Origin of the sequence: Mycobacterium sp. NBC_00419 (genome assembly GCF_036023875.1) — a bacterium.
Lineage (GTDB): Bacteria > Actinomycetota > Actinomycetes > Mycobacteriales > Mycobacteriaceae > Mycobacterium.
The window spans coordinates 3,980,188-4,002,989 of record NZ_CP107931.1 but is presented as its reverse complement, the minus strand read 5'-3'; the positions used below and the strand labels follow the sequence as shown (position 1 = coordinate 4,002,989).

Genomic DNA, 22,802 nt, shown 5'->3' with positions numbered 1-22,802 from the left:
CCCTCAGGCCTCGGTCAAGACGGATGCGGGAGTGCGACGAGCCCCCAGGAGGCGTTGGGTGACACGCACGCGTTGGTTGATGCCGAGCTGGCGGGTCAACCTGTTCTCGATCTCGGCCTGGATGACCGTCCAGATGGTGGTCAACGCCAGGTAGTACAGCGCCGCCACGATGAAGATCTCGAAGGTATGGAAGGTCGCCGAGCTGATCGACTGCGTCACCAGGAACATCTCGCTGACACCGATGACCGACAACACCGAGGTGGTCTTCATCATCCCGTTGAACGAATTGCCCATGGGAGGCACCATGACGCGCAATGACTGTGGCACGATGATCCAGCGCATTACCTTGGCCGGTTTCATACCCAACGACTCAGCCGCCTCGAACTGGCCCTTGGGCACCGAATCAAGGCCTGCACGAATGATTTCGGCGATGTAGGCGCTCTCGTTGATGGTCAGCCCGACGATGGCCGCCTGGATGGCCGCCTTCACCGAGAGCCCGAGTAGCGACACGTCGTGAAACTGGTAGAGCCCCACCGCCGCCAGGCCGGTGTAGATAGTCACCAGCTGCACCAACAGCGGCGTACCGCGCACTACCCAGATGTAAAGGCTTGCACACCATCGTAAGACGGCGAAGCGGGACCGGCGCAGCAGCGCAATGGCGAGGCCGACGACGGTGGCCAGCACCATCGCCACCACGGAGATGACGATGGTGAGGACCAGGCCGTCCAGGAACGGCTCACTGGGCGTGAACAACGCCTTCCAGAAGAACTGCCAATCAAAGTGCACGCCGCCGATCCCCCGTCACTTCTGAATGTCGAGATCGGTCTGGCCCCACTCGCCCAGGATCTTGGCGTAGGTGCCGTTGGCCTCGAGGTCACCGAGCGCCGTCGCGATGGCGTCGTGCAGCGCGGTGTCGCCCTTGAGCGTGGCGGCACCGATCTTGATGGTTCCGAACGGCTTTCCTGCCAGCTGGATCCGCGCGCCGGTCTTGGTGGCGTAGTACCCCAGCGTCTCGGCAGTGTCGAGATAGGCGTCGACCTGACCGTTTTGTACCTGCTGCAGCGCGACGTCGGCGTGGCTGTTGCGGGTGATGTCGATCTCGGATTTACCTGCCGCGGTGCACTTTCCGGACTGCTCGACCGTCAACTCCTCGGCGGTGGTGGCGATGGCGACGATGACCTTCTTGCCGCACAGGCTCTCGTCCATCCCGGTGATGGCGGCGGGGTGTTCCTTGGAGACCGCGATGCCGGTCCCGGAGTAGACGTAGGGCACGAAGTCGACGACCTTCTCGCGCTCCGGCTTGATGTAGAGCTGGGCCATGATCACGTCGCACTGCTTGGCCTGCAGGGTGGGGATCACCGACGAGAACGCCGTCTCGACGAAGTCGGGCTTGAGCCCCAGCTGAGCTGCGAGCGCCTTGGCGAGGTCAACTTCGCTGCCCACGAGTGCGCCGGTCTCGTCGTGATAGACGCTCGGCGGGGTGCCGTCGTTGGGCGCACAGACCTTGAGGGTGCCGGCTTCCAAGATCGCAGGTGGGGTGACCTTGGCCGGGCTACTGGGCGCCGCGGCGGTGTCCTTGGCCTCCGACGAACAGCCGGTCAGCGTCACGGCCAGCGCAGCCGCGCACACCGCAATGCCGGTCAGTGCGCGGGTAGGCAGGGTTGCAGGCATGGAGCCTCCAGAATCTGTGGGGCAGGTGGCTCGACCAGCCGTTGTCGAGGCCCCCGCGAACTGCGGGTCTATCGAACGATAGGGGACTATCGATCGATAGGCAACAGATAGCCGGGTGCTGTCCCGCTACCCCGTCCCGTTCGGCAGTTCAGCGAGCCGGGCGGTGGTCGCAGCCCGCAGTCGGGTCAGTCCGTCTCGGTCGGTCAGCAGGGCCCGCAACACGAAGTCCGCCGCCTCCAGCGGTCGTGGTCCACGGACCTCCCCGCCGGGTCCACCCTGCTCACGCAAGGTCTCGAACAGCACACCATTCATCGCGCGCTGCACGAATCCGGGTTCGAAGGCCACGAATTCCCCTGCCGCACAACCCTCGCGGACCACCCGCTCGACGAGTTCGTGAAAGAGCGCGATCCCGGCACGCTCGTCGGCGAATTCGTCGAGGCTCAGGACCGCGTCCTGATACAGGCCACGCGAGTCGAACGGCTGGTTCAGCGCTTGGCGCACATCACACGCGATGCTCAGGTGCAGCTTCTCGGCCCAGCTCGACTCCTCGGCCAGGTAGCTGGAGATCCGCGCGACCGACGGCCCCAGGTCGAGCTCGACCAACGTCCGGTAGATCGCGTGCTTGGCCTCGAAGTGGTGGAACAACGACGGCTGGCGGATCTTGACAGCCTCTGCGATGTCGCGCGTCGAGGTGCCGAAGAATCCGCGCCGCGCGAAGAGGCTGGCAGAGGACAGCAGAATGCGACCCCTGGTCGAGGACCAATCGACCTCGACGGGTTGCCAATCCGGCCCGTACTTCACCGCCAGATTGTGTCACCACCACCGGCAGGGGTGAAACGCCCGGCTAGCGCAGCGTGAAGATGGTTCGGTGCCAACCCTTTTCGGCCACTCCGGTGATGTCGCTCATTACATGCTTGATGGTGAGGTACTCCTCGAAGGAGTAGTCGCTCATGTCCTTACCGAAGCCGGAGGCCCCGACACCGCCGTGCGGCATCTCGCTGATGATCGGGATGTGGTCGTTGATCCACACACACCCGGCGTTGATCTCCCGCGAGGCCCGCTGGGCGCGGTAGACGTCGCGGGTCCACGCCGAGGCCGCCAGGCCGTACTCGGTGTCGTTGGCCTGGCGCAGCGCGTCGTCGTCACCGTCATGCGGCCGGGCCACCAGGACCGGGCCGAAGATCTCGTTGCGGTAGACCTCGGAGGTCTCGGCGACATCGGCGATCAGCGTCGGCAGATAGAAGAAGCCGGGCAGATCCGGCACTTCACCGCCGGCGACGACGCGCCCGCCCTCCTTGGGTGCGTCGGCCACCATGGTGGCCACCCGGTCGCGGTGCATCCGGGAGATCAGCGGACCCAGGTCGGTATCGGGGTCCTGCGGGTTGCCGACGACCATCTTGCTCATCAGTTCGGCCACCCCGGCGACGAAGTCGTCGTAGAGGTGGCGCGCGACGATCGCCCGGGTGGCCGCGGTGCAGTCCTGGCCCGAGTTGATCAGCGAGCCCGCCACTGCACCGTGGATCGCGGCGTCGAGGTCGGCGTCCTCGAAGACCACGAAGGGTGCCTTGCCGCCGAGTTCGAGTTGGGTGCGATGCCCGTGCACGGCGGCCGCCGACATCACCCTGCGGCCGACGGCGGTCGAGCCGGTGAAGGTGACGACGTCGACGTCGCGGTGGCCGGCCAGCGCGGTGCCGACGTCGATGCCGGAACCGGTGACGACGTTGAACACCCCGTCGGGCAGCCCGGCCTCGGTGGCCAGCCGGGCCAGAGTCAGCGTGGTCAGTGGTGTCAGCTCGGCGGGCTTGATCACCACCGAACAGCCCGCGGCCAGCGCCGGGATCACCTTCCATACCGCCATCTGCAGCGGGTAGTTCCACGGCGTGATGGTCGCGACCACGCCGACCGCCTCGCGGCGGATGGACGACGTGTGGTCACCGGAGTACTCCGCGGAGGCCTTGCCCTCGAGGTGGCGGGCTGCGCCGGCGAAGAACGAGATGTTGTCGATACTGCCGGGAACGTCGAACTCGGTGGCCAGGCGGACCGGCTTACCGGTTTGGCTGACCTCCTCGGCGGCAATCTCCTCGGCGTGGGCTTGCGCGAGTTCGGCCAGCTTGGCCAGCACAGCGGAGCGTTCTGCCGGGGTGGCGTTCTTCCAGCCGGGCAGCGCGGCCCGCGCAGACGCCACCGCGGCGTCGACGTCTGCGGCCGTGGCCAGGGCCAGTTCTGCGGCGGGGTCGCCAGTAGCCGGATTCAGCACCTGGTGGGTGGTTCCTCCGGTCACCACAGCAGCGCCATCGATCCAGCTACTGGGCACAATTCTGGTCTTGTCAGAAGTCAGTGCAGTCACACGGCAACGGTAGCCGACCCGGTTGCGTCGTGCTACGCATTCCCACGCTCAAGGTGGGTACTGACGACCAATTTCATCGATCCCGTTGCCTAAAACAACGGATTCCGTGCACAATCATGGGCATGCGAGACTCGGGTGTGCCGACCAACCGGTTTCCCGTCCGCACTGTCGGGGCGGGCGCTGCGGCATCGGCCCAACTCGACGAAATGTCGAAGTCCATCATCGAGAAGTTGCAACAGGATGGGCGGCGATCGTACGCCGGAATCGGCAAGGCCGTCGGGCTGTCCGAGGCGGCGGTGCGCCAGCGTGTGCAGCGCTTGATCGACTCCGGGGTGATGCAGATCGTCGCGGTGACCGATCCGATGCAACTCGGATTCGCCCGCCAGGCGATGATCGGCATCCGTTGCACCGGCGACACCACCAAGGTCGCCGACAAGCTGGCACAGATCGAAGCCGTGGACTACGTCGTGCTCACCGCGGGCACCTTCGACGCGATCGTCGAAGTGGTGTGCGAGGACGACGCCGAGCTGCTCGAGCTGCTCAACACAGAAATCCGCGCGGTACCCGGCGTGATCTCCACCGAGACGCTGGTCTACCTGAAACTCGTTAAACAACAATACAATTGGGGTACCCGATGACTGCACTGCAAGAAGACCTGACGGCGGAACTGTCCGCCAAGGCGGACCGGCACCTCTGGGGTCACTTCGCCCGCCACGGTCATGGCATCACACCGCCGATCATCACCCGCGGCGAAGGCTGCTACATCTACGACAGTCACGGCAAGAAGTACTTCGACGGGCTGTCCGGTCTGTTCGTGGTGCAGGCCGGTCACGGCCGCAAGGAACTCGCCGAGGCCGCAGCCAAGCAGGCCGAAACCCTGGAGTTCTTCCCGCTGTGGTCCTACGCCACTCCCCCGGCCATCGAACTGGCCGACCGGCTGGCCCACTACGCTCCCGGTGACCTGAACCGGGTCTTCTTCACCACCGGTGGCGGCGAAGCCGTCGAGAGCGCGTGGAAGCTGGCGAAGAACTTCTTCAAGCTGACCGGCAAGCCCGGCAAGTACAAGGTCATCTCGCGGGCCATCGCCTACCACGGCACCCCGCAGGGCGCGCTGGCCATCACCGGCCTGCCGGACTTCAAGAAGCCCTTCGAGCCGCTGACCCCCGGCGGCTTCCGGGTGCCCAACACCAACTTCTACCGGGCGCCGGCGCCGTATGACACCGACCCGAAGGCGTGGGGCCGGTACTGCGCCGACCGCATCGCCGAGGCCATCGAGTTCGAAGGCCCCGACACGGTGTGCGCGGTGTTCCTCGAGCCGGTGCAGAACGCCGGCGGCTGCTTCCCGCCGCCGCCCGGATACTTCGAGCGGGTCCGCGAGATCTGCGACGAGTACGACGTCCTGCTGGTCTCTGACGAGGTGATCTGTGCCTTCGGTCGGATCGGCTCGATGTTCGCCTGTGAGGACATCGGCTACCAGCCCGACATCATCACCTGCGCCAAGGGCATGACCTCGGGTTACTCCCCGATCGGTGCCATGATCGCCAGCGACCGGCTGTTCGAGCCGTTCAACGACGGCAAGACCACCTTCGGGCACGGCTACACCTTCGGCGGGCACCCGGTGTCCTCGGCGGTGGCGCTGGCCAACCTCGACATCTTCGAGCGCGAGGGCATCAACGACCACGTCAAGACCAACGCCCCGGTGCTGCGCGCCACCCTCGAGCAGCTCCTGGAGCTGCCGATCGTCGGTGACGTCCGCGGCGAAGGCTTCTTCTACGGCATCGAGCTGGTGAAGGACAAGGCCACCAAGGAGACGTTCAACGACGACGAGAGCGAGCGGCTGCTGCGCGGCTTCCTGTCGGCAGCGCTGTTCGAAGCCGGGCTGTACTGCCGCGCCGATGACCGTGGCGACCCAGTCGTGCAGCTGGCCCCGCCGCTGATCAGCGGGCCCAAGGAATTCAACGAGATCTACGACATCCTGCACCGCGTGCTCGGCGAGGCCAGCCGGCTTCTGTGAGCGCCGCCGGGAAGCCGACGATCGATCCGGTCCGGTGGCAGCCGCCGCCGGTCGAGCCGCTGCCCGACTTCGGGCCGGCCGAGCTGACGATCGTCGCGGTGCCCGGTGATCAACCCGAGGACATCGTCGTCGACGCGGACGGCGCGCTGTGGACCGGTCTGGTCGACGGCCGCGTCGTCCGCATCGACCCCGACGAGGGCACGACGACCCTGGGGACGACGGCGGGCCGGCCGCTGGGGATGACGGTGGCCCGCGACGGACGGCTGCTGATCTGCACCAGTCCCGGCGGGCTGGTGGCAATGGACCGCAACACCGGCGAGATCGCAGTGGTGGCCGAGTCGGTGGCGGGCAGGCGTCTGCAGTTCTGCTCCAACGTCGTCGAATTGCCAGACGGCACAATATATTTCACCGAGTCCACGGCGAAGTTCCGCTTCGAGCACTTCAAGGGCGCGATCTTCGAGTCACGTGGCGACGGCGGATTGTTCCGGCTCGACCCGGACGGCACGGTCAGCACCGTGCTGGAGAACCTGTACTTCGCTAACGGCCTGACGCCGACGGTCGACGGGTCGGCCCTGGTGTTCGCCGAAACCCAGGCCCGGCGGCTGTCCAAGTACTGGCTGAGCGGGCCGAAGGCAGGCACCGTCACGCCCCTGGCGGTGAACCTGCCCGGGATGCCCGACAACCTGTCGACGGGTACCGACGGGCGGATCTGGTGCGCGATGGTGTCGGCGCGCAATGCCGCGTCGGACTTCCTGTCGCCGCGTTCGCCGCGGTTGCGCACATTGGTGTGGAAGTTGCCCGACAAGCTGCAGCCGCAGATCGTCCCGACGGTGTGGGCGGTCGCGTTCGACCCCGACAGCGGAGCCGCCGTGTCGGGCGTGCATATGAAGCATCCGAACTTCGGGCTCGTCACCGGATTGGTCGAGCGTGAGGGCCGGTTGTGGATGGCCACGATCGGGCATTCGGCGGTCGCGCACTGCGCGCTGCCAAGCTAACAATTACATCAATAACCACACCAGTAACAGCGCGGCTCCCCGGATTTTCGCCCCAAATCCCCTACCCTTCGAGTCGATGGCGACCTCGAAGACCTTGTTGCGCAGCGCTGCCGCGATCGCCGCGGCCCTCTGCGTCGTCGGCACGCCCGCGATCGCGTGGGCCGAGCCGAACGCAGCACCGGACCCCAACACCTGCCCGTACAAGGTGGCGACCCCGCCTGCTGTCGACTCCTCGGAGGTCCCCGAAGCCGGGGACCCGCCGCTGCCGCTGCCGGTGCCGGCCAAGCCGGTCGGCGGTGACGCGCTGGCCAGTTGCGGGGTGATCGTCGCACCGAACACGCCGCCGGTCCCCGACGATGTCTCAGCCGAGTCCTGGGTCGTCGCCGACCTGGACACCGGCGAGATCATCGCCGCGCGCGACCCGCACGCCCGGCATCGCCCCGCGAGCATCATCAAGGTGCTCACGGCTATGCAGGCGATCAACGAACTGCCGCTGAACAAGATGGTCGAGGGCACGCAGGACGACGCCAACGCCGAGGGCACCCGGGTGGGTGTCGATGTCGGCGGCCACTACACCGTCAATGATCTGCTGCACGGCTTGCTGATGCATTCGGGCAACGATGCCGCCCACGCGCTGGCCGCTCAGATCGGCGGCATGGACACCGCGGTACAGAAGATCAACGTGCTGGCTCGCAAGCTCGGCGGCGCCGACACCCGCGCGGCCACCCCGTCGGGTCTCGACGGGCCGGGCATGAGCACGTCGGCCTACGACATCGGGCTGTTCTACCGGTATGCCTGGGAGAACCCGGCTTTCGCGAACATCGTCGCCACGCAGAAGTACGACTTCCCCGGGCATCCGGCCAAGCCCGGCGATGAGGGAGACCACCCGGGCTACGAGTTGGAGAACGACAACCAGCTGCTCTACAACTATCCGGGGGCGCTCGGCGGCAAAACGGGTTACACCGACGACGCCGGCCAGACCTTCGTCGGCGCCGCGCAGCGCGACGGCCGCCGGCTGGTGGCGGTGCTGCTGCGTGGAACGCGTCAGCCGATCGCGCCGTGGGAGCAGGCCGCGCATCTGCTCGACTACGGGTTCGCCACCCCGCCGGGGACCGCGGTTGGCACGCTGATCGATCCCGATCCGTCGCTCAAGCCGCCCAAGCCCGATGCCGACGCCGCCAAAGCCACTGCCGCACCGCTGATCCCGGCGGCCGACGCGATGCCGGTGCGCATCGGCGTCGCGGTGATCGGCACGGGCATCGTGTTCATGCTGATCATGGGTGCACGCTCGATCAACCGCAGGCCGGTGCGCGGGCGGTAGGCGGTCGCGCTTCGGGCGGCGCCGGGAAGTGGGCACCGTTTTTTGCCCGCCTCTGAGCGACTTTGGCGATTCCCGAGGTCACGATGTCGACCACCTCGGCACTGCCCATCAAAAGTCGCTCAGAGGTGGGCAAAAATCACTGTGCCCCGAAGCCCGGCGACCCCTACCGCCCCCGCCATAGCCGCGAAAGGCCCAGTCCACCAAGCGCCCCCACTGCCATGGCGCCCATCCACTGCCGCGTCGAGAGCCCCTCGTCGGGACCCACCCGCGGCGAGATGACCGCCGGCGCGGGCGCGGGAACCGGCTCGGGGCGCAGCTCCGCGGTCGACGTCGCCGCCCACGCAGTGGCGAACAGAATCAGCCGCGCGGTGATGTAGGCGAACACCATCAAACCGAGCACCGGCCCGAACGTCGCACCGGCCGGGCCGTGCACAACTGACCGCAGATAGATCGAGCCCACCAGCTTGAAGATCTCGAACGCCGCCGCGGCCAGCAAGCCGGCGCGCGCGCTGCTGCGGAAACTGATCGACTCACGCGGCAGCCGCGCGATCATCCAGGTGAACAACAGCCACGACACCCCGAACGACATCAGCCTCGAGACCACCCGCAGCCCGGTGTTCAGCCCGGGAACATCATGCACGCCAAACCATTCCAGCACCCTGGTCATCAGCGACGGATCACCCAGCGCCGTCAGCGCGATCGTCACGATGATCGCGACGAACACCGACAGCAGCGCCAGCAGGTCGGACAGTTTGGTGCGCACGAATCCCAGCGGGTCACCGCGCTGCTCACCCCACATCTGGGTCAGCGCCTCACGCAGGTTGGTGATCCAGCCCAGCCCGGCCCACGACGCAGTGGCCAGACCGATGACGCCCACCGACGTGCGGGATTCGATCGCCGACTCCATCAGCCGCACCAACTGCGTCCCGAAGTCACCGGAGACCGTCGCCCGGATGCGGTCCTCGATCTCGCTGAGCAGCTCCGGCTGGCTGGCGAGAATGAAGCCGCCGGCCGCGAAGCCCACCATCAGCAGGGGGAACAGCGCGAAGATCGTGTAGTAGGTGATCCCCGCGGCGTAGAAGTCGCCCTTGGATTTGTCGTAGCGACCCTGGGCGCGGATCACGTGGTCGAGCCAGTGGTAGCGGGCCCGCAGCCGCTCGAGGATGCCCGGTTTGGCCGGTTGCGCCATGCCAGCCTCCTGCGGGTTACACACTCGTCGGCAAAAACCCTAACCGGTCGTATACCCGTCCGATGGTCTTGGCAGACACCTCACGGGCACGCTGGGCACCGGCGGCCAGGATGGCCTGGAGTTCAGCTGGGTCAGCCAACAGCTCGTCGACCCGCTGCTGGATCGGCGTCACATACTCGACGACGGCCTCGGCGGTGTCTTTCTTGAGGTCGCCGTAGCCACGGCCCTGGTAGCCCGCCACGAGGGTGTCGATGTCAACGCCGGTCACCGCGGACTGGATGGACAGCAGATTGGACACCCCGGGTTTGGCTGCCACGTCGTAGCGGATCTCCCGCTCGCTATCGGTCACCGCCGACCGAATCTTCTTGGCCGACACCTTCGGGTCGTCGAGCAGCGAGATGAGCCCAGCGTCGGTGGCCGCCGACTTGCTCATCTTGGCGGTCGGGTCCTGCAGGTCGTAGATCTTGGCCGTCACCTTCGGGATCATCGGCTCGGGGACGACGAAGGTGTCGGGGAACCGGGCGTTGAACCGCTGCGCGACGTCGCGGGCGAGCTCGAGGTGCTGGCGCTGGTCCTCGCCGACCGGAACCAGATCGGTGTCGTAGAGCAGCACGTCGGCGGCCATCAGCACCGGGTAGGTGAACAGCCCGACGGTGGTGGCCTCGGCACCCTGCTTCTGCGACTTGTCCTTGAACTGGGTCATCCGGGAGGCCTGGCCGTAGCCGGTGAAGCAGCCCAGCACCCAGGCCAGCTCGGTGTGGGCCGGCACGTGACTTTGCACGAAGACCGTCGCCCGGGCCGGATCGATACCCAGTGCCAGATACTGCGCCGCCGTGACCAGCGTGCGCTGACGCAGTGTCGCAGGGTCCTGGGGCACCGTGATCGCGTGCAGGTCGACCACGCAGAAGTAGGCGTCGTAATCGTCCTGAAGGCCCAACCACTGCTCGATGGCGCCGAGCGCATTACCCAGATGCAGGGAGTCGGAGGTTGGCTGGACGCCGGAGAAAACGACGCGACGCGGTGAGGTGCTCATGATGGAGCAATCCTGTCATGTGGGTCCGTGGGGGCTAGCATCCTGCTTCGTGCGCACACTCACCGTTCTGCTGTCGTCGTTGGCGTTGCTCCTGGCGGCCTGCGGAGGCGGGAGCGGCAGCGGGAGCGAGAAACGGGCGGCCTCGACCGCGGTGGTGATCGTCTCCGGCGGCGATGCGACGAGTCCGTTCACCACCCCCGATCAGGCGTGCGCCACCGGGCTGGCGGCCGGCAACACCGACACCGCGCTGCGCGAGTATCTGCTCAAGCAGGGCTACACCGTCTACACCTCACCGGCGATGAACGGTCGCGGCCAGGTGACCGACCAGACCGGGTTCGGCCCGTTCGGGGTCTGCCCGATCACGTTGCCGGAGAACATGACGGTCAACTCGACGGGCAGCATCGACACCGCCGGTGAGCACCTGGCGCGCTTCGTGAACTGGCTGCACACCGACAAGGGCGTCAACGAAGTCGACTTCGTCGCCCACTCGATGGGCGGCCTCTACTCGCGGGCGGCGATCCGGGTGTTGACGTCGACGAGCTCGCCGGTGAAGGTGCGCTCACTGACCACGCTCGGCACCCCGTGGCAGGGCTCGTATCTCTCCGACTACGCCAACAACCTGGTTCCGCTGACCGACTGCCTGGGCGACAAGCTCTGTGAGTCGGCGATGAAGGTCTTCAGGGACCGGGTGTTGCAGCTGATGGCCGGGTCCGGGCGCGAGGTCAACCAGGCCTTCCTGATGGGCAAGGGCGGCTGGAACGAATTCCAGTCCGGGGTCCTCGACAAGATCCCGGTAGTGCTGGTCGGCGGCAAGAGGTTTACAAAGGACGGGCAGGTCAACCCCGCCGTGTGGCCCAACGACGGCCTAGTAGCCCTGCAAAGCGCGCTGGCCAAGGACATCACCGATTCCGTACTGCCGCATCGGCGCTGCTTCACCTTCGACGACACCCACAGCATCTTCGTCTCGAACGCGGCCGGGCTGGAATGGAAGACCGCGATGACGTGGGATCCGCAGGTGTTCGAGGTGGTGCACAACGCCATCGAAGACGCGCCGAAGGCGCTCGACGGGCCCAACCGGGAAGGCTGCCCGAGCTAGGACTCGAATTCGACGGTCACCGGCGCGTGATCGGACCACCGCAGCGCGTACGCCGCCGGCTTCTCCACCCGTCCGGTCACCGTCCGGGCCGCCAGGGCTTCGCTGGCCAGGTGGTAGTCGATACGCCATCCCGCGTCGTTGTCGAACGCCTTGCCCCGCCACGACCACCAGCTGTACGGGCCGGCCACATCGGGGTGTAGCCGCCGCATCACGTCCACCCAGCCCGATTCCATGACCTCGGTGAGCCACTGCCGCTCGCTGGGCAAAAAGCCCGCTTTCTTCACGTTGGCCTTCCAGGCCTTGATGTCGTTCTCGGTGTGCGCGACGTTCCAGTCGCCGCAGATCACCGCGGCACGCCCGTCGGCGGCCAGCTCGCTCATCCGCTTGGCCATGCCGGACATGAACCGTTCCTTCTCCAGCTGCCGGTCGGTGCCGGCTTCGCCGGTGTGCACGTACACGCTGCCGACCGTCGTATCCCCGACGTCGACCTCGATGTAGCGGCCATGAAGTTCGAATTCTGTTGCGGGCAGGCCAATCCGGACCGCGTCGAAGGGCGCGCGGGACAACACCGCAACCCCGCTTCGCCCCTTGAGATGCGGGGTGGCCGAGGCCAGATGCCATCCGTCGGCCACCGCCGGAGCCAGCGCCTCGGCCAGTTGCTCGTCGTCGGCCCTGGTCTCCTGCAGGCACACCACGTCGGAAGACGTATCCGACAGCCAGGCCAGCAGGCCCAGGTTTTCCGGCGAGCGCTCACGCACCGCGGCGCGCACCCCGTTGACGTTGATGGTCGTGACGATCACGGAGAAAACCTACCTTGCGGTACCGGCGGTATCACCTTACGGTCTGGGTATGGCTCCACGCGATCCGATCCATCTGGGGATGGGTGAACCGGTCCTGCTGCTGCACCCGTTCATGATGTCGTCCTACGTGTGGAAGGACGTCGCGCCGCGACTGGCCGCCACCGGCCGCTTCGAGGTGTTCGCGCCGTCGATGGCCGGCCACAACGGCGGCCCACCGACGCGGTCCTGGTTCCTGGACACCGCCACACTGGCCGACCACGTGGAGCGCCAGCTCGACGAACTGGGTTGGGACACAGCGCATATCGTGGGCAACTCGCTGGGCGGCTGGGTGGCCTTCGAACTCGAACGGCGTGGCCGCGCCCGCACGCTGACCGCCATCGCGCCTGCGGGCGGCTGGCACCGATGGTCGCCGGTGAAGTACGAGATCGTGGCGAAGTTCGTCGCCGGCGCCCCAGTCTGGCTGACGGCGCTGCTACTGAAAGAGCGGGCACTGCGGCTGCCGCTGGCCCGGCGGGCCGCCAGCGTGCCGATCAGCGCGACGCCGGCCGGGTTGTCCGACACCGAGCTGACCGAGATCATCGACGACGTCACCCATTGCCGGGCCTACTACCAACTGCTGATCAAGGCGCTGCTGATGCCCGGGCTGATGGAGCTCACCGAGACCGCCATCCCGACCCATCTGGTGGTCTGCGAGCGTGACCGCGTCCTGCCGCACCCGCGCTTCACCAAGCACTTCCTGGCGCATATCCCCGCCATCGACAAAGTCACCACACTCGATGGCGTGGGCCATATTCCGATGTTCGAGGCACCGGACCGGATCGTCGAGCTGATCGCCGGCTGGGCCGATGCGCACACGACGCATCGGCGCGCCGACGACCGCGGAGCCTGAGCGGGCTCAGCCCTTCGCGCTCTCCAGGACGGCGTTGAACGTCTTGCTCGGCCGCATCACCGCCGCGGTCTTCTCCGGGTCCGGGTAGTAGTAGCCGCCGATGTCGGCGTGGCTGCCCTGGACTTCGTTGAGTTCGGTGACGATGGCGTCTTCCTTCTCGACCAGCTCCTTGGCCAACGGAGCGAAGTGCGCTGCCAGCTCGGCGTCCTCGGTCTGCGCCGCCAGTTCGCCCGCCCAGTACAGCGCGAGATAGAACTGGCTGCCCCGGTTGTCCAGTTCGCCCGTCTTACGTGACGGACTCTTGTTGTCGTCCAACAGCTTTCCGACAGCGGTGTCCAGCGTGGTCGCGAGAAGCTTGGCCTTGGCGTTGTCGGTCTTGTTACCGAGGTCCTCCAAGCTGGCCCCGATGGCGAGGAACTCGCCGAGGGAGTCCCAGCGCAGGTGGTTCTCCTCCACCAACTGGCTGACGTGCTTGGGTGCCGAACCACCCGCGCCGGTCTCGTACATGCCGCCACCGGCCATCAGCGGCACGATGGAGAGCATCTTGGCGCTGGTGCCCAGCTCCAGAATGGGGAACAGGTCGGTCAGGTAGTCACGCAGGATGTTGCCGGTGGCCGAGATGGTGTCCTGTCCGCGGATCAACCGCTCCAGGGTGTACCGCATCGCCCAGACCTGGGGCAGGATCGTGATCTCCAGACCCTCGGTGTCGTAATCGGCGAGGTAGGTCTTCACCTTCTTGCGCAGCTCGTTCTCGTGCGGACGCTCATCGTCGAGCCAGAACACCACCGGCATACCGGACACCCGCGCCCGGTTGACCGCCAGCTTGACCCAGTCCCGGATGGGCGCATCCTTGACGATCGGCATCCGCCAGATGTCGCCCTCTTCGACGTCCTGGCTCACCAGCACCTCGCCGGTCTCGTTGTCGACGATGTCGGCGACGCCGGCCTGCGGGATCTCGAACGTCTTGTCGTGGCTGCCGTATTCCTCGGCCTTCTGCGCCATCAGACCGACGTTGGGCACGGTGCCCATGGTGGTCGGATCGAACTGACCGTTGGTCTTACAGAAGTTGATGACCTCCTGGTACATCCGGGAGAACGTCGACTCCGGGTTGACGGCCTTGGTGTCCTTGGTGCGGCCGTCGGCGCCGTACATTTTTCCGCCGAGCCGGATCATCGCCGGCATCGAGGCGTCGACGATGACATCGCTGGGCGAATGGAAGTTGGAGATGCCCTTCGCCGAATCGACCATCGCCAACTCGGGCCGATGCTCGTGGCATTTGTGCAGGTCTTCGATGATCTCCTCGCGCTGCGAGGCGGGCAGTGCCTCGATCTTGTCGTAGAGGTCGGACAGACCGTTGTTGACGTTGACGCCGAGCTCGTCGAAGAGGGCTTCGTGCTTGGCGAAGGCGTCCTTGTAGAACACCTTGACCGCGTGTCCGAACACGATCGGGTGGCTGACCTTCATCATGGTCGCCTTGACGTGCAGGGAGAACATCACACCGGTCTTGTAGGCGTCCTCGATCTGCTCCTCGTAGAAATCGATCAGCGCCTTCTTGCTCATGAACATGCTGTCGATGACATCGCCGGCGTCGAGCTTGACCTCGGGCTTGAGCACGATGGTCTCACCGCTGGAGGTCTTGAGCTCCATTCGCACGCTGCGCGCCTTGTCCAGGGTCAACGACTTCTCGCCGTGGTAGAAGTCGCCGTCCTTCATGGTCGCCACGTGGGTACGCGACGCCTGCGACCACTTGCCCATGCTGTGCGGGTGCTTGCGGGCATACTCCTTGACCGCATTGGGGGCGCGACGGTCTGAGTTACCCTCGCGCAGAACGGGATTCACCGCACTGCCAAGGATCTTGGAGTAGCGGGCCTTGATCTTGCGTTCCTCGTCGGTCTTGGGGTCGTCCGGGTAGTCCGGCAGGTTGTAGCCCTTGGTCTTCAGTTCCTTGATGGCAGCCGCCAGCTGGGGTACCGAGGCGCTGATATTGGGCAGCTTGATGATGTTGGCCGACGGGTCCTGGGTGAGCGCGCCGAGCTCGGCGAGGTTGTCCGGCACCCGCTGTTCCTCGGTGAGGACGTCGTGGAATTCGGCCAGGATGCGGGCCGCAACCGAGATGTCACTGGACTTGACGTTGATCCCGGCCGGCTCCACGAAGGTGCGCAGGATCGGCAGGAAGGCGTACGTCGCAAGCAGCGGCGCTTCGTCGGTGAGCGTGTAGATGATGGTCGGCTGCTCGTCGCTCATATGCTGTTTCTCCAGGCGTCGTCTTATCTCAGATTCAGTGGCGGCTATCAGTATCGCGTCGCACTCGACGCTACGTCAGGGCGGTCCGCCCATCCGCGGAGAGGTCTGCGTCACATTCTCTCCGCCGGTAACCCGCTGGCCAGCGGTCCGTTCCGTGAGTTAACCTTGACGCCGGTCATGAGTGCCAGCGTCAAGCCCCGGCTCGCTGGCCGGCAACCCTCCAACCGCGGTGGGGTGCCCCGGGTGATTGACCAGGTTGAGCAGCTGCAGCTGGCTGCACGGCAAGCGCGGGTCCGCACGACGACGGGCCCCGGACGAGAGATAGGGGCAGTTCTGTCATGAGCACACCTGAAATCGAGGACCCGAGCGCCAACTGGTCGTTCGAGACCAAGCAGATCCACGCCGGGCAGAGCCCGGACGCGGCGACGCATGCGCGGGCCCTCCCGATCTACCAGACCACGTCCTACACCTTCGACAACACCGATCACGCGGCGGCGCTGTTCGGTCTGGCCGAACCGGGCAACATCTACACCCGGATCATGAATCCGACCCAGGACACGGTCGAACAGCGCATCGCCGCCCTCGAAGGCGGGGTCGCGGCGCTGTTCCTGGCTTCCGGCCAGGCCGCCGAGACGTTCGCGATCCTCAATATCGCCGTCGCCGGCGACCACATCGTGTCCTCGCCCCGGCTGTACGGCGGCACCTACAACCTGCTGCACTACACGCTGCCCAAGCTGGGCATCGAGACGACATTCGTCGAGGATCCCGACGACCTGGACTCGTGGCAGAAGGCCGTCCGGCCCAACACCAAGGCCTTCTTCGCCGAGACGATCTCCAACCCGCAGATCGACATCCTCGACATCCCCGGAGTGGCCAAGGTGGCCCACGACAACGGGGTGCCGTTGATCGTGGACAACACCATCGCCACGCCGTACCTGATCCAGCCGATCGCCCACGGCGCCGACATCGTCGTGCACTCGGCCACCAAGTACCTCGGCGGCCACGGCACGGCGATCGCCGGTGTGATCGTCGACAGCGGCAACTTCGACTGGACGAGCGGCAAATTCCCCGGCTTCACCACCCCGGACCCGAGCTACCACGGTGTGGTGTTCGCCGACCTCGGGGCGCCGGCCTACGCGCTCAAGGCCCGGGTGCAGCTGCTGCGCGACCTGGGCTCGGCGGCATCGCCGTTCAACGCCTTCCTGGTCGCCCAGGGCCTGGAGACGTTGAGCCTGCGGATCGAACGCCACGTCGCCAATGCCCAGCGGGTCGCCGAATTCCTCGAGGACCGCGAGGACGTGGTGTCGGTCAACTACGCCGGGCTGCCCAGCTCGCCGTGGCATGAGCGGGCAAAGAAGCTGGCGCCCAAGGGAACCGGGGCGGTGCTGTCCTTCGAGCTGGCAGGCGGAGTTGAAGCGGGCAAGGCCTTCGTCAACGCGCTGACGCTGCACAGCCACGTCGCCAACATCGGCGACGTGCGCTCCCTGGTCATCCATCCGGCCTCGACCACCCACCAGCAGCTGTCGGCCGAAGAGCAGCTGGCCACCGGCGTCACGCCGGGCCTGGTTCGGCTGGCCGTCGGGCTGGAGGGGATCGACGACATCCTGGCCGACCTCGAACGCGGCTTCGCCGCGGCCACGTCACTGTCTGCGGATGCTTCCGACCCGCGGGCCGTGGCGGCCTTTTGAGGGAGCCCGACGTGACCATCTCTGATGAGCGAACCGTGACACTGCCCGCCGAGGGCGAGATCGGTGTGGTCGACATCGGCCCGCTGACGCTGGAAAGCGGCGAGGTACTCGAGAACGTCTCGATCGCGGTGCAACGCTGGGGCGAACTCTCCCCCAACCGCGACAACGTGGTGGTGGCACTGCATGCCCTCACCGGTGACTCCCATCTGACCGGACCTGCCGGTCCCGGACACCCGACCCCCGGCTGGTGGGACGGCGTCGCCGGACCCGGCGCGCCGATCGACACCAACCGCTGGTGCGCGGTGGCCACCAACGTGCTGGGCGGCTGCCGCGGCTCGACCGGGCCCAGCTCGCTGGCCCGCGACGGCAAGCCATGGGGTTCGCGATTCCCCATCATCACGGTGCGCGACCAGGTGGCCGCCGACATCGCGGCGCTGGCCGCGCTGGGCATCACCGAGGTCGCCGCGGTGATCGGCGGGTCGATGGGCGGCGCGCGGGCGCTGGAGTGGATGGTGGGCTACCCCGACCGGGTCCGCGCCGGGCTGGTACTCGCGGTCGGCGCGAGAGCGACGGCCGATCAGATCGGCACGCAGAGCACCCAGATCGCGGCCATCAAGTCCGACCCGCACTGGCAGGGCGGCGACTACCACGGCACCGGCCACAATCCGGATGTCGGGTTGCAGCTGGCCCGCCGGTTCGCCCACCTGACCTACCGCGGTGAGGTGGAACTCGACACCCGCTTCGGCAACGACGCCCAAGGTGACGAGGATCCGCTGACCGGTGGCCGCTACGCCGTGCAGAGCTACCTGGAATACCAGGGCGCCAAGCTGGTCGACCGGTTCGACGCGGGCAGCTATGTGGCGCTCACCGAGACGCTGTCCAACCACGATGTGGGCCGCGGCCGCGGTGGAGTGGGTGCCGCGCTGCGGTCCTGCCCGGTGCCTGCGGTGGTCGGTGGGATCACCTCGGACCGCCTGTATCCGCTGCGGCTCCAGCAGGAGCTAGCCGACCTGTTGCCCGAGTGCACCGGGCTCAACGTCGTCGAGTCGATCTATGGCCATGACGGTTTCCTGGTCGAGACCGAGGCGGTGGGCCAGTTGATCCGCCGGACACTGGATATCGCCGACGGTGACGGGGAACGCCGGCGGTGACCGATTCACGGCGCCAACGTTCACTGTCTTTCGGGTCCGAAGCCGCCGCCTACGAGCGGGGCCGCCCGTCGTACCCACCGGAGGCGATCGACTGGCTGCTGCCGCCGGGTGCGCGTGATGTTCTCGACCTCGGTGCCGGGACCGGCAAGCTGACCACCCGGCTGGTCGAACGCGGGCTCGAGGTGATCGCCGTCGACCCGATCGCCGAGATGCTGGAACTGCTGAGCTCGGCACTGCCCGACACCCCGGCCTTGCTGGGGACCGCTGAACAGATCCCGTTGCCGGACAACAGTGTTGACGCGGTACTGGTCGCGCAGGCCTGGCACTGGTTCGATCCCGAGCGGGCGGTGGCCGAGGTGGCTCGGGTGCTGCGTCCCGGCGGCCGGCTCGGGCTGGTGTGGAACGCCCGCGACGAACGGTCGGGCTGGGTCAAGGATCTGGGCCGCATCATCGGCCACGAGAATGATCCGTTCACCGACGACGTCACGCTGCCCGAGCCGTTCACCGACCAGGCGCGCCATCACGTGGAGTGGACGAGTTACCTGACGCCCCAGGCGCTGATCGACCTGGTGGCCTCCCGCAGCTACTGCATCACCTCGCCGGCGGAAGTGCGCACCCGCACGCTCGCCGAGGTGCGCCAACTGCTGGCCACCCATCCGGCGCTGGTCAACTCGAGCGGCCTGGCGCTGCCCTACATCACGGTGTGTGTCCGGGCGACGCTGTCTGGCTAGGCTGACCGCCATGGTGTCCGTGGAGCAATGGCTGGCCACGCTGGCCGCGGCCGGCGTGCCCGCCTTCCACTGTCGGCGCGGGAGTGACAACCTCTCAATCGTTTCACGCACACCAGAATTCATGGCTGTCATGCAGGCCGCCAGCGGCCGACTCGATGAGCGGTCGCTGTTGGCGCGACTCGACGACCAGTGGTCTTCAGCCGTCTGTGCTGTCCCATTCACGATCGCCGCGGCCGACGAACCAGCCTGGCAGTGCACGATTCACGCGGTCGATGCCGAACAGCGCGACCACTTGGCGATACTCCGTCTGCCCGAAGAGTTATCGTCGCCCACCGACGCCTATTTCACGATCGTGGAGAATTTGCCCGACGTCGTCATCCGCTACGACGACGCACTTCGTTGTCTGTATTCGAATCCGGCCTTGGCCGAATACACCGGCATCCCGTCGCGGGCCCGACTCGGCAAGACCATTCCGGAGATGGGCGACGTCGCGATCACCGGGGATCTCGAAGCGGGCTATCGTCGGGCGCTTGACACCGGCCAGCCCGTAGAAGTCGAATTCCACTATGCCGGGCCGTCCGGTCTGCACCATTATGTGGGCCGCGCGACGCCCGAGTTCGACCACGAGGGCCGGGTGCAGACGATCCTTTCGGTGGTCCGCAACATTACCGAGGTCAGGCGGCTCCAGCATCAGTTGGAGCAACTCGCCCGCACAGACCCGCTCACATCGCTGCTGAATCGGCGCAGTTTCATCGCACGGCTGGACACCGAGTTGGATCGGATCCGCCAGGGGCAGGGCGGTTTCAGCCTGCTGATGCTGGACCTCGACAACTTCAAGCAGATCAACGATCGCTACGGTCACGTGGTAGGTGACCGGGTGCTGCAGGCCGTCGGACGAATCCTGACGGAGGAAACGGGTTCGCACGACGTCGCGGCCCGGCTCGGCGGCGACGAATTCTGTGTCGCCCTGATCGACTCCGATGCGGCACGCTCCCGCGACATCGCCGAACGGATCGGTCAGCGGATCGGCAATATCACCGACGACGATGGCCATCCGGTCGGAGTCAGTGTCAGTTCGGGTCTCGCAGTGGCCGACGAGCAGAACCTGACCGCACTGGATCTACTGTCCCGCGTTGACATGCTGATGTATCAGGTGAAGTTCCGCAGCTCGACCGCCGAGGGCCGCTAGGGTGCGGACCGGGGATCAATGGCTGGGCTGGCTCGCCGCTGCACAGGTACCCGCTTTTCTCTGTCGGCGTGACGGCAATGGAGTTGACATTCTCTCGCGGACAACCGAATTCACCGCCTCGCTCGAGCATTCCACTCTCGACGAGGTGGCACTGCTGGCGGCGCTGGAGGTGGCATGGCCCGAAACGGCCGATTCATCGGCGATGACACATCTGACGGATGACTCGGATTGGCAATGTGTATTGCAACCGCTGGATGACCCACCCACCCTGTGCCTGGGGATCCTGCGGCCGCAGAGCCTGAGCCAGCGTCACGACGAAGTCTTCTTCACCACCGTCGAGACACTGCCCGACATCGTCGCCCGGCTCGACCGCAATCACCGACACCTCTACATCAATCCCGCAATCGAGCATTTCACCGGACTGTCGGCCCAGCTATTCATCGGCAGGAGTAAACGCGAGATCGGCCTGCCTCCGGAGCTGGTGGCAGTGTGGGAGCCATTGGTCGACAAGGTCTTCGACACTGAGGAGCCCGCCGAGGAAGAGCACGAGCTTCCCACTGTGCACGGACCACGCACCTTCCTCACCCGCGCAGTGCCCGAACGTTCCGCAGACGGCGCGGTCCGCACCGTGCTCAGCACCTCCAACGACATCACCGAACTCAAGGCCCTGCAGCGGCAACTGGCCGAACTCGCCCGCACCGACCCACTGACGTCGGTGCTGAATCAGCGGGGTTTCGCCGAACGACTGGAAGCCGAGCTGTCTCGGGTGCGCGACGGCCGCGGGGGCCTGAGCGTGCTGCTGCTCGACGTCAACGACTTCAAGTCCGTCAACGACACGTTCGGCCATATCGCCGGCGACAACGTGCTGATGGCCATCGGTGAGGCGCTCCAACTCGAAGCCGGGCCCGACGATTTCGTCGGCCGCCTTGGTGGCGACGAGTTCTGCGTCGCCCTCGTCGACGCCGACGCCGTGCGAGCCGCGGCGGCTGCCGACCGCATTCGCCGACGGATCAGCGGGTATCGCCCGGACGACGGCAACCCGTATGCGGTCAGCGTGAGTATCGGTCTGGCGACCGCGGGCGACAGCGATGCCACGGTGGCCGATCTCATGACGCGGGTTGATCGGCTCATGTACCAGGAGAAGTCCGGCCGGGCCGCGGCGTCCAGTGGCCACTTATGACACGGATTTGGCCCTGAAGCGTGCGTTAAGTGGCCACTCGACCAATGACGCGGGTTACGACGTGCCCAGCGGGTCGATGGTGGACGCCACGTAGATCATGATCACGCACAACGTGGTCATGGTGGCGAAGTCCAGACTGCGGGAGCGCACCACCAGCAGACCGGCGCGCTCGTCGGAGAGCACCAGGCGCAGCGCGGCGGCCACCCCGACCGCGATGCCGATCAACAGCGAACCGCGCCGCCAGAAGCCCGCGGCCACCAGCACGAAGGCCAGCAGGAACACCGCGATCACACTCAGGATCGGCCACTGCGACCGCACGACACGTCGCGTGAAGGAGACCACCTCGTCGCGCGTCGGCGGCCGGCGCTTCACCCGAGCGGTCACAGGGACCCTTCGGCGGCCTCGACGACGTTGGTCAGCAGAAAAGCCCGGGTCAGCGGTCCCACTCCGCCGGGGTTCGGCGAGATGTGGCCGGCCACCTCCCACACGTCGGGATGCACGTCGCCGGTGAGCTTGCCGTCGACGCGGCTCACGCCGACGTCGACGACCGCCGCGCCGGGACGGACCATGGCGGGCGTCAGCATGTGCGGCACCCCGACGGCGGCGACGATGATGTCGGCCTGGCGCGTCAGCGCCGCAAGGTCACGAGTTCCGGTGTGGCACAAAGTCACTGTCGCGTTCTCGGTGCGGCGCGTCAGCAGCAGCCCCAGCGGGCGCCCCACGGTGACGCCACGGCCGATCACCACCACATGGGCACCGGCGATCGGGACGTCGTAGCGGCGCAGCAGGTGCACGATGCCACGCGGCGTGCAGGGCAGCGGGGCTTCCTTGCCGAGCACCAGCCGGCCCAGGCTGATCGGGTGCAGCCCGTCGGCGTCCTTGCGGGGGTCGATCCGTTCCAGGGCGGCGTTCTCGTCGAGGTGGCGCGGCAGCGGGAGCTGCACGATGTAGCCGGTGCACTCCGGATTGGCATTGAGTTCGTCGAGGGTGTCCTCGAGCTGCGCCTGGCTGATGTCGGCAGGCAGGTCGCGGCGGATCGAGGTGATGCCGACCTTGGCGCAGTCGGCGTGCTTACCGCGCACGTAGGCGTGCGAACCGGGATCGTCGCCGACGAGAACGGTACCCAGTCCCGGGGTGTGTCCGGCGGCGGTCAGCGCCGCGACGCGTTCGGTCAGGTCGACGAAAATCTCGTCGCGGGTGAGCTTGCCGTCCAAGGTGATAGCGACCACGGATCACATTGTTCCATTGACCGGCCAGGCAGCGT

General features: G+C 66.7%; 21 protein-coding genes and 1 riboswitch. Of the genes, 11 read left to right on the top strand and 10 right to left on the bottom strand.

Annotation, left to right across the window (positions count from 1 at the left end):
• Nucleotides 1-3: 3 nt before the first annotated feature.
• The 4 genes from OG976_RS19105 to OG976_RS19090 form a co-directional block, all read right to left on the bottom strand.
• Nucleotides 4-786, bottom strand: coding sequence for an amino acid ABC transporter permease (locus tag OG976_RS19105; protein ID WP_328352090.1), 783 nt, complete (start codon nucleotides 784-786; stop codon nucleotides 4-6).
• 15 nt (nucleotides 787-801) lie between these two features.
• Entirely contained in the window at nucleotides 802-1,671 is an 870-nt protein-coding gene (locus tag OG976_RS19100; RefSeq protein ID WP_328352087.1) for an ABC transporter substrate-binding protein, read from the bottom strand.
• Nucleotides 1,672-1,797: 126 nt separating this feature from the next.
• A complete protein-coding gene (locus OG976_RS19095) occupies nucleotides 1,798-2,472 on the bottom strand; it encodes a TetR/AcrR family transcriptional regulator (RefSeq protein ID WP_328352084.1) in 675 nt (224 codons plus the stop codon).
• Between the two features lie 43 nt (nucleotides 2,473-2,515).
• Nucleotides 2,516-4,018 carry a gamma-aminobutyraldehyde dehydrogenase gene (locus OG976_RS19090; protein ID WP_328352081.1) on the bottom strand — a complete coding sequence of 501 codons (1,503 nt, stop codon included), beginning with the start codon at nucleotides 4,016-4,018 and terminating at the stop codon, nucleotides 2,516-2,518.
• 122 nt (nucleotides 4,019-4,140) lie between these two features.
• Between OG976_RS19090 and OG976_RS19085 the strand changes: the two genes are divergently transcribed.
• From OG976_RS19085 to OG976_RS19070, 4 genes are all read left to right on the top strand, one after another.
• The gene (locus tag OG976_RS19085; RefSeq protein WP_442930360.1) at nucleotides 4,141-4,656 is read left to right on the top strand and encodes an Lrp/AsnC family transcriptional regulator; all 516 of its coding nucleotides are present in this window, start codon (nucleotides 4,141-4,143) and stop codon (nucleotides 4,654-4,656) included.
• Nucleotides 4,653-6,032, top strand: a complete 1,380-nt coding sequence (locus OG976_RS19080) for an aspartate aminotransferase family protein (RefSeq protein ID WP_328352078.1) — start codon at nucleotides 4,653-4,655, stop codon at nucleotides 6,030-6,032. Before OG976_RS19085 ends, OG976_RS19080 begins: the two co-directional genes overlap by 4 nt.
• Nucleotides 6,029-7,027, top strand: coding sequence for an SMP-30/gluconolactonase/LRE family protein (locus OG976_RS19075; RefSeq protein ID WP_328352075.1), 999 nt, complete (start codon nucleotides 6,029-6,031; stop codon nucleotides 7,025-7,027). Before OG976_RS19080 ends, OG976_RS19075 begins: the two co-directional genes overlap by 4 nt.
• A 76-nt stretch (nucleotides 7,028-7,103) precedes the next feature.
• Nucleotides 7,104-8,348 carry a D-alanyl-D-alanine carboxypeptidase family protein gene (locus OG976_RS19070; protein WP_328352072.1) on the top strand — a complete coding sequence of 415 codons (1,245 nt, stop codon included), beginning with the start codon at nucleotides 7,104-7,106 and terminating at the stop codon, nucleotides 8,346-8,348.
• A 163-nt stretch (nucleotides 8,349-8,511) separates the two neighbouring features.
• Here OG976_RS19070 and yhjD read toward each other — a convergent pair whose 3' ends face one another.
• Nucleotides 8,512-9,537 (bottom strand): inner membrane protein YhjD, encoded by a 1,026-nt coding sequence (gene yhjD, locus OG976_RS19065; protein ID WP_328352069.1) that lies wholly within the window; start codon nucleotides 9,535-9,537, stop codon nucleotides 8,512-8,514.
• A gap of 16 nt (nucleotides 9,538-9,553) precedes the next feature.
• On the bottom strand, nucleotides 9,554-10,570 hold the full coding sequence (trpS, locus tag OG976_RS19060) for a tryptophan--tRNA ligase (protein ID WP_328352066.1): 1,017 nt from the start codon (nucleotides 10,568-10,570) through the stop codon (nucleotides 9,554-9,556).
• Nucleotides 10,571-10,619: 49 nt separating this feature from the next.
• Between trpS and OG976_RS19055 the strand changes: the two genes are divergently transcribed.
• The gene (locus OG976_RS19055; RefSeq protein WP_328352064.1) at nucleotides 10,620-11,666 is read left to right on the top strand and encodes an esterase/lipase family protein; all 1,047 of its coding nucleotides are present in this window, start codon (nucleotides 10,620-10,622) and stop codon (nucleotides 11,664-11,666) included.
• Here the strand turns inward: OG976_RS19055 and OG976_RS19050 are convergent.
• Complete coding sequence (locus tag OG976_RS19050; protein WP_328352061.1) at nucleotides 11,663-12,466, bottom strand: exodeoxyribonuclease III; 804 nt, start codon at nucleotides 12,464-12,466, stop codon at nucleotides 11,663-11,665. The genes OG976_RS19055 and OG976_RS19050 overlap by 4 nt on opposite strands.
• Nucleotides 12,467-12,515: 49 nt before the next feature.
• On the opposite strand from OG976_RS19050, the gene OG976_RS19045 reads away from it, so the two are divergent.
• Nucleotides 12,516-13,355: an alpha/beta fold hydrolase gene (locus OG976_RS19045; protein ID WP_328352059.1), complete on the top strand. Its 840-nt coding sequence runs from the start codon at nucleotides 12,516-12,518 to the stop codon at nucleotides 13,353-13,355.
• A 6-nt stretch (nucleotides 13,356-13,361) separates the two neighbouring features.
• On the opposite strand, the gene OG976_RS19040 is transcribed toward OG976_RS19045, so the two are convergent.
• Nucleotides 13,362-15,599, bottom strand: a complete 2,238-nt coding sequence (locus OG976_RS19040) for an NADP-dependent isocitrate dehydrogenase (protein ID WP_328352056.1) — start codon at nucleotides 15,597-15,599, stop codon at nucleotides 13,362-13,364.
• A gap of 173 nt (nucleotides 15,600-15,772) precedes the next feature.
• A riboswitch (SAM riboswitch) is annotated at nucleotides 15,773-15,893 on the top strand.
• Between the two features lie 44 nt (nucleotides 15,894-15,937).
• On the opposite strand from OG976_RS19040, the gene OG976_RS19035 reads away from it, so the two are divergent.
• From OG976_RS19035 to OG976_RS19015, 5 genes are all read left to right on the top strand, one after another.
• Nucleotides 15,938-17,287, top strand: a complete 1,350-nt coding sequence (locus OG976_RS19035; RefSeq protein ID WP_328352053.1) for a bifunctional o-acetylhomoserine/o-acetylserine sulfhydrylase — start codon at nucleotides 15,938-15,940, stop codon at nucleotides 17,285-17,287.
• A gap of 11 nt (nucleotides 17,288-17,298) precedes the next feature.
• Nucleotides 17,299-18,438 (top strand): homoserine O-acetyltransferase MetX, encoded by a 1,140-nt coding sequence (gene metX / locus OG976_RS19030; RefSeq protein WP_328352050.1) that lies wholly within the window; start codon nucleotides 17,299-17,301, stop codon nucleotides 18,436-18,438.
• Entirely contained in the window at nucleotides 18,435-19,169 is a 735-nt protein-coding gene (locus OG976_RS19025; RefSeq protein WP_328352047.1) for a class I SAM-dependent methyltransferase, read from the top strand. Before metX ends, OG976_RS19025 begins: the two co-directional genes overlap by 4 nt.
• 121 nt (nucleotides 19,170-19,290) lie before the next feature.
• Complete coding sequence (locus tag OG976_RS19020; protein WP_328352044.1) at nucleotides 19,291-20,358, top strand: GGDEF domain-containing protein; 1,068 nt, start codon at nucleotides 19,291-19,293, stop codon at nucleotides 20,356-20,358.
• A 145-nt stretch (nucleotides 20,359-20,503) separates the two neighbouring features.
• Nucleotides 20,504-21,538: a GGDEF domain-containing protein gene (locus OG976_RS19015; RefSeq protein WP_328352041.1), complete on the top strand. Its 1,035-nt coding sequence runs from the start codon at nucleotides 20,504-20,506 to the stop codon at nucleotides 21,536-21,538.
• 54 nt (nucleotides 21,539-21,592) lie between these two features.
• Here the strand turns inward: OG976_RS19015 and OG976_RS19010 are convergent, their stop codons facing one another.
• Nucleotides 21,593-21,922, bottom strand: coding sequence for a DUF3017 domain-containing protein (locus OG976_RS19010; RefSeq protein ID WP_442930359.1), 330 nt, complete (start codon nucleotides 21,920-21,922; stop codon nucleotides 21,593-21,595).
• Nucleotides 21,919-22,767, bottom strand: a complete 849-nt coding sequence (locus tag OG976_RS19005; RefSeq protein WP_328352038.1) for a bifunctional methylenetetrahydrofolate dehydrogenase/methenyltetrahydrofolate cyclohydrolase — start codon at nucleotides 22,765-22,767, stop codon at nucleotides 21,919-21,921. The genes OG976_RS19010 and OG976_RS19005 overlap by 4 nt, the downstream gene beginning before the upstream one ends.
• Nucleotides 22,768-22,802: the final 35 nt, after the last annotated feature.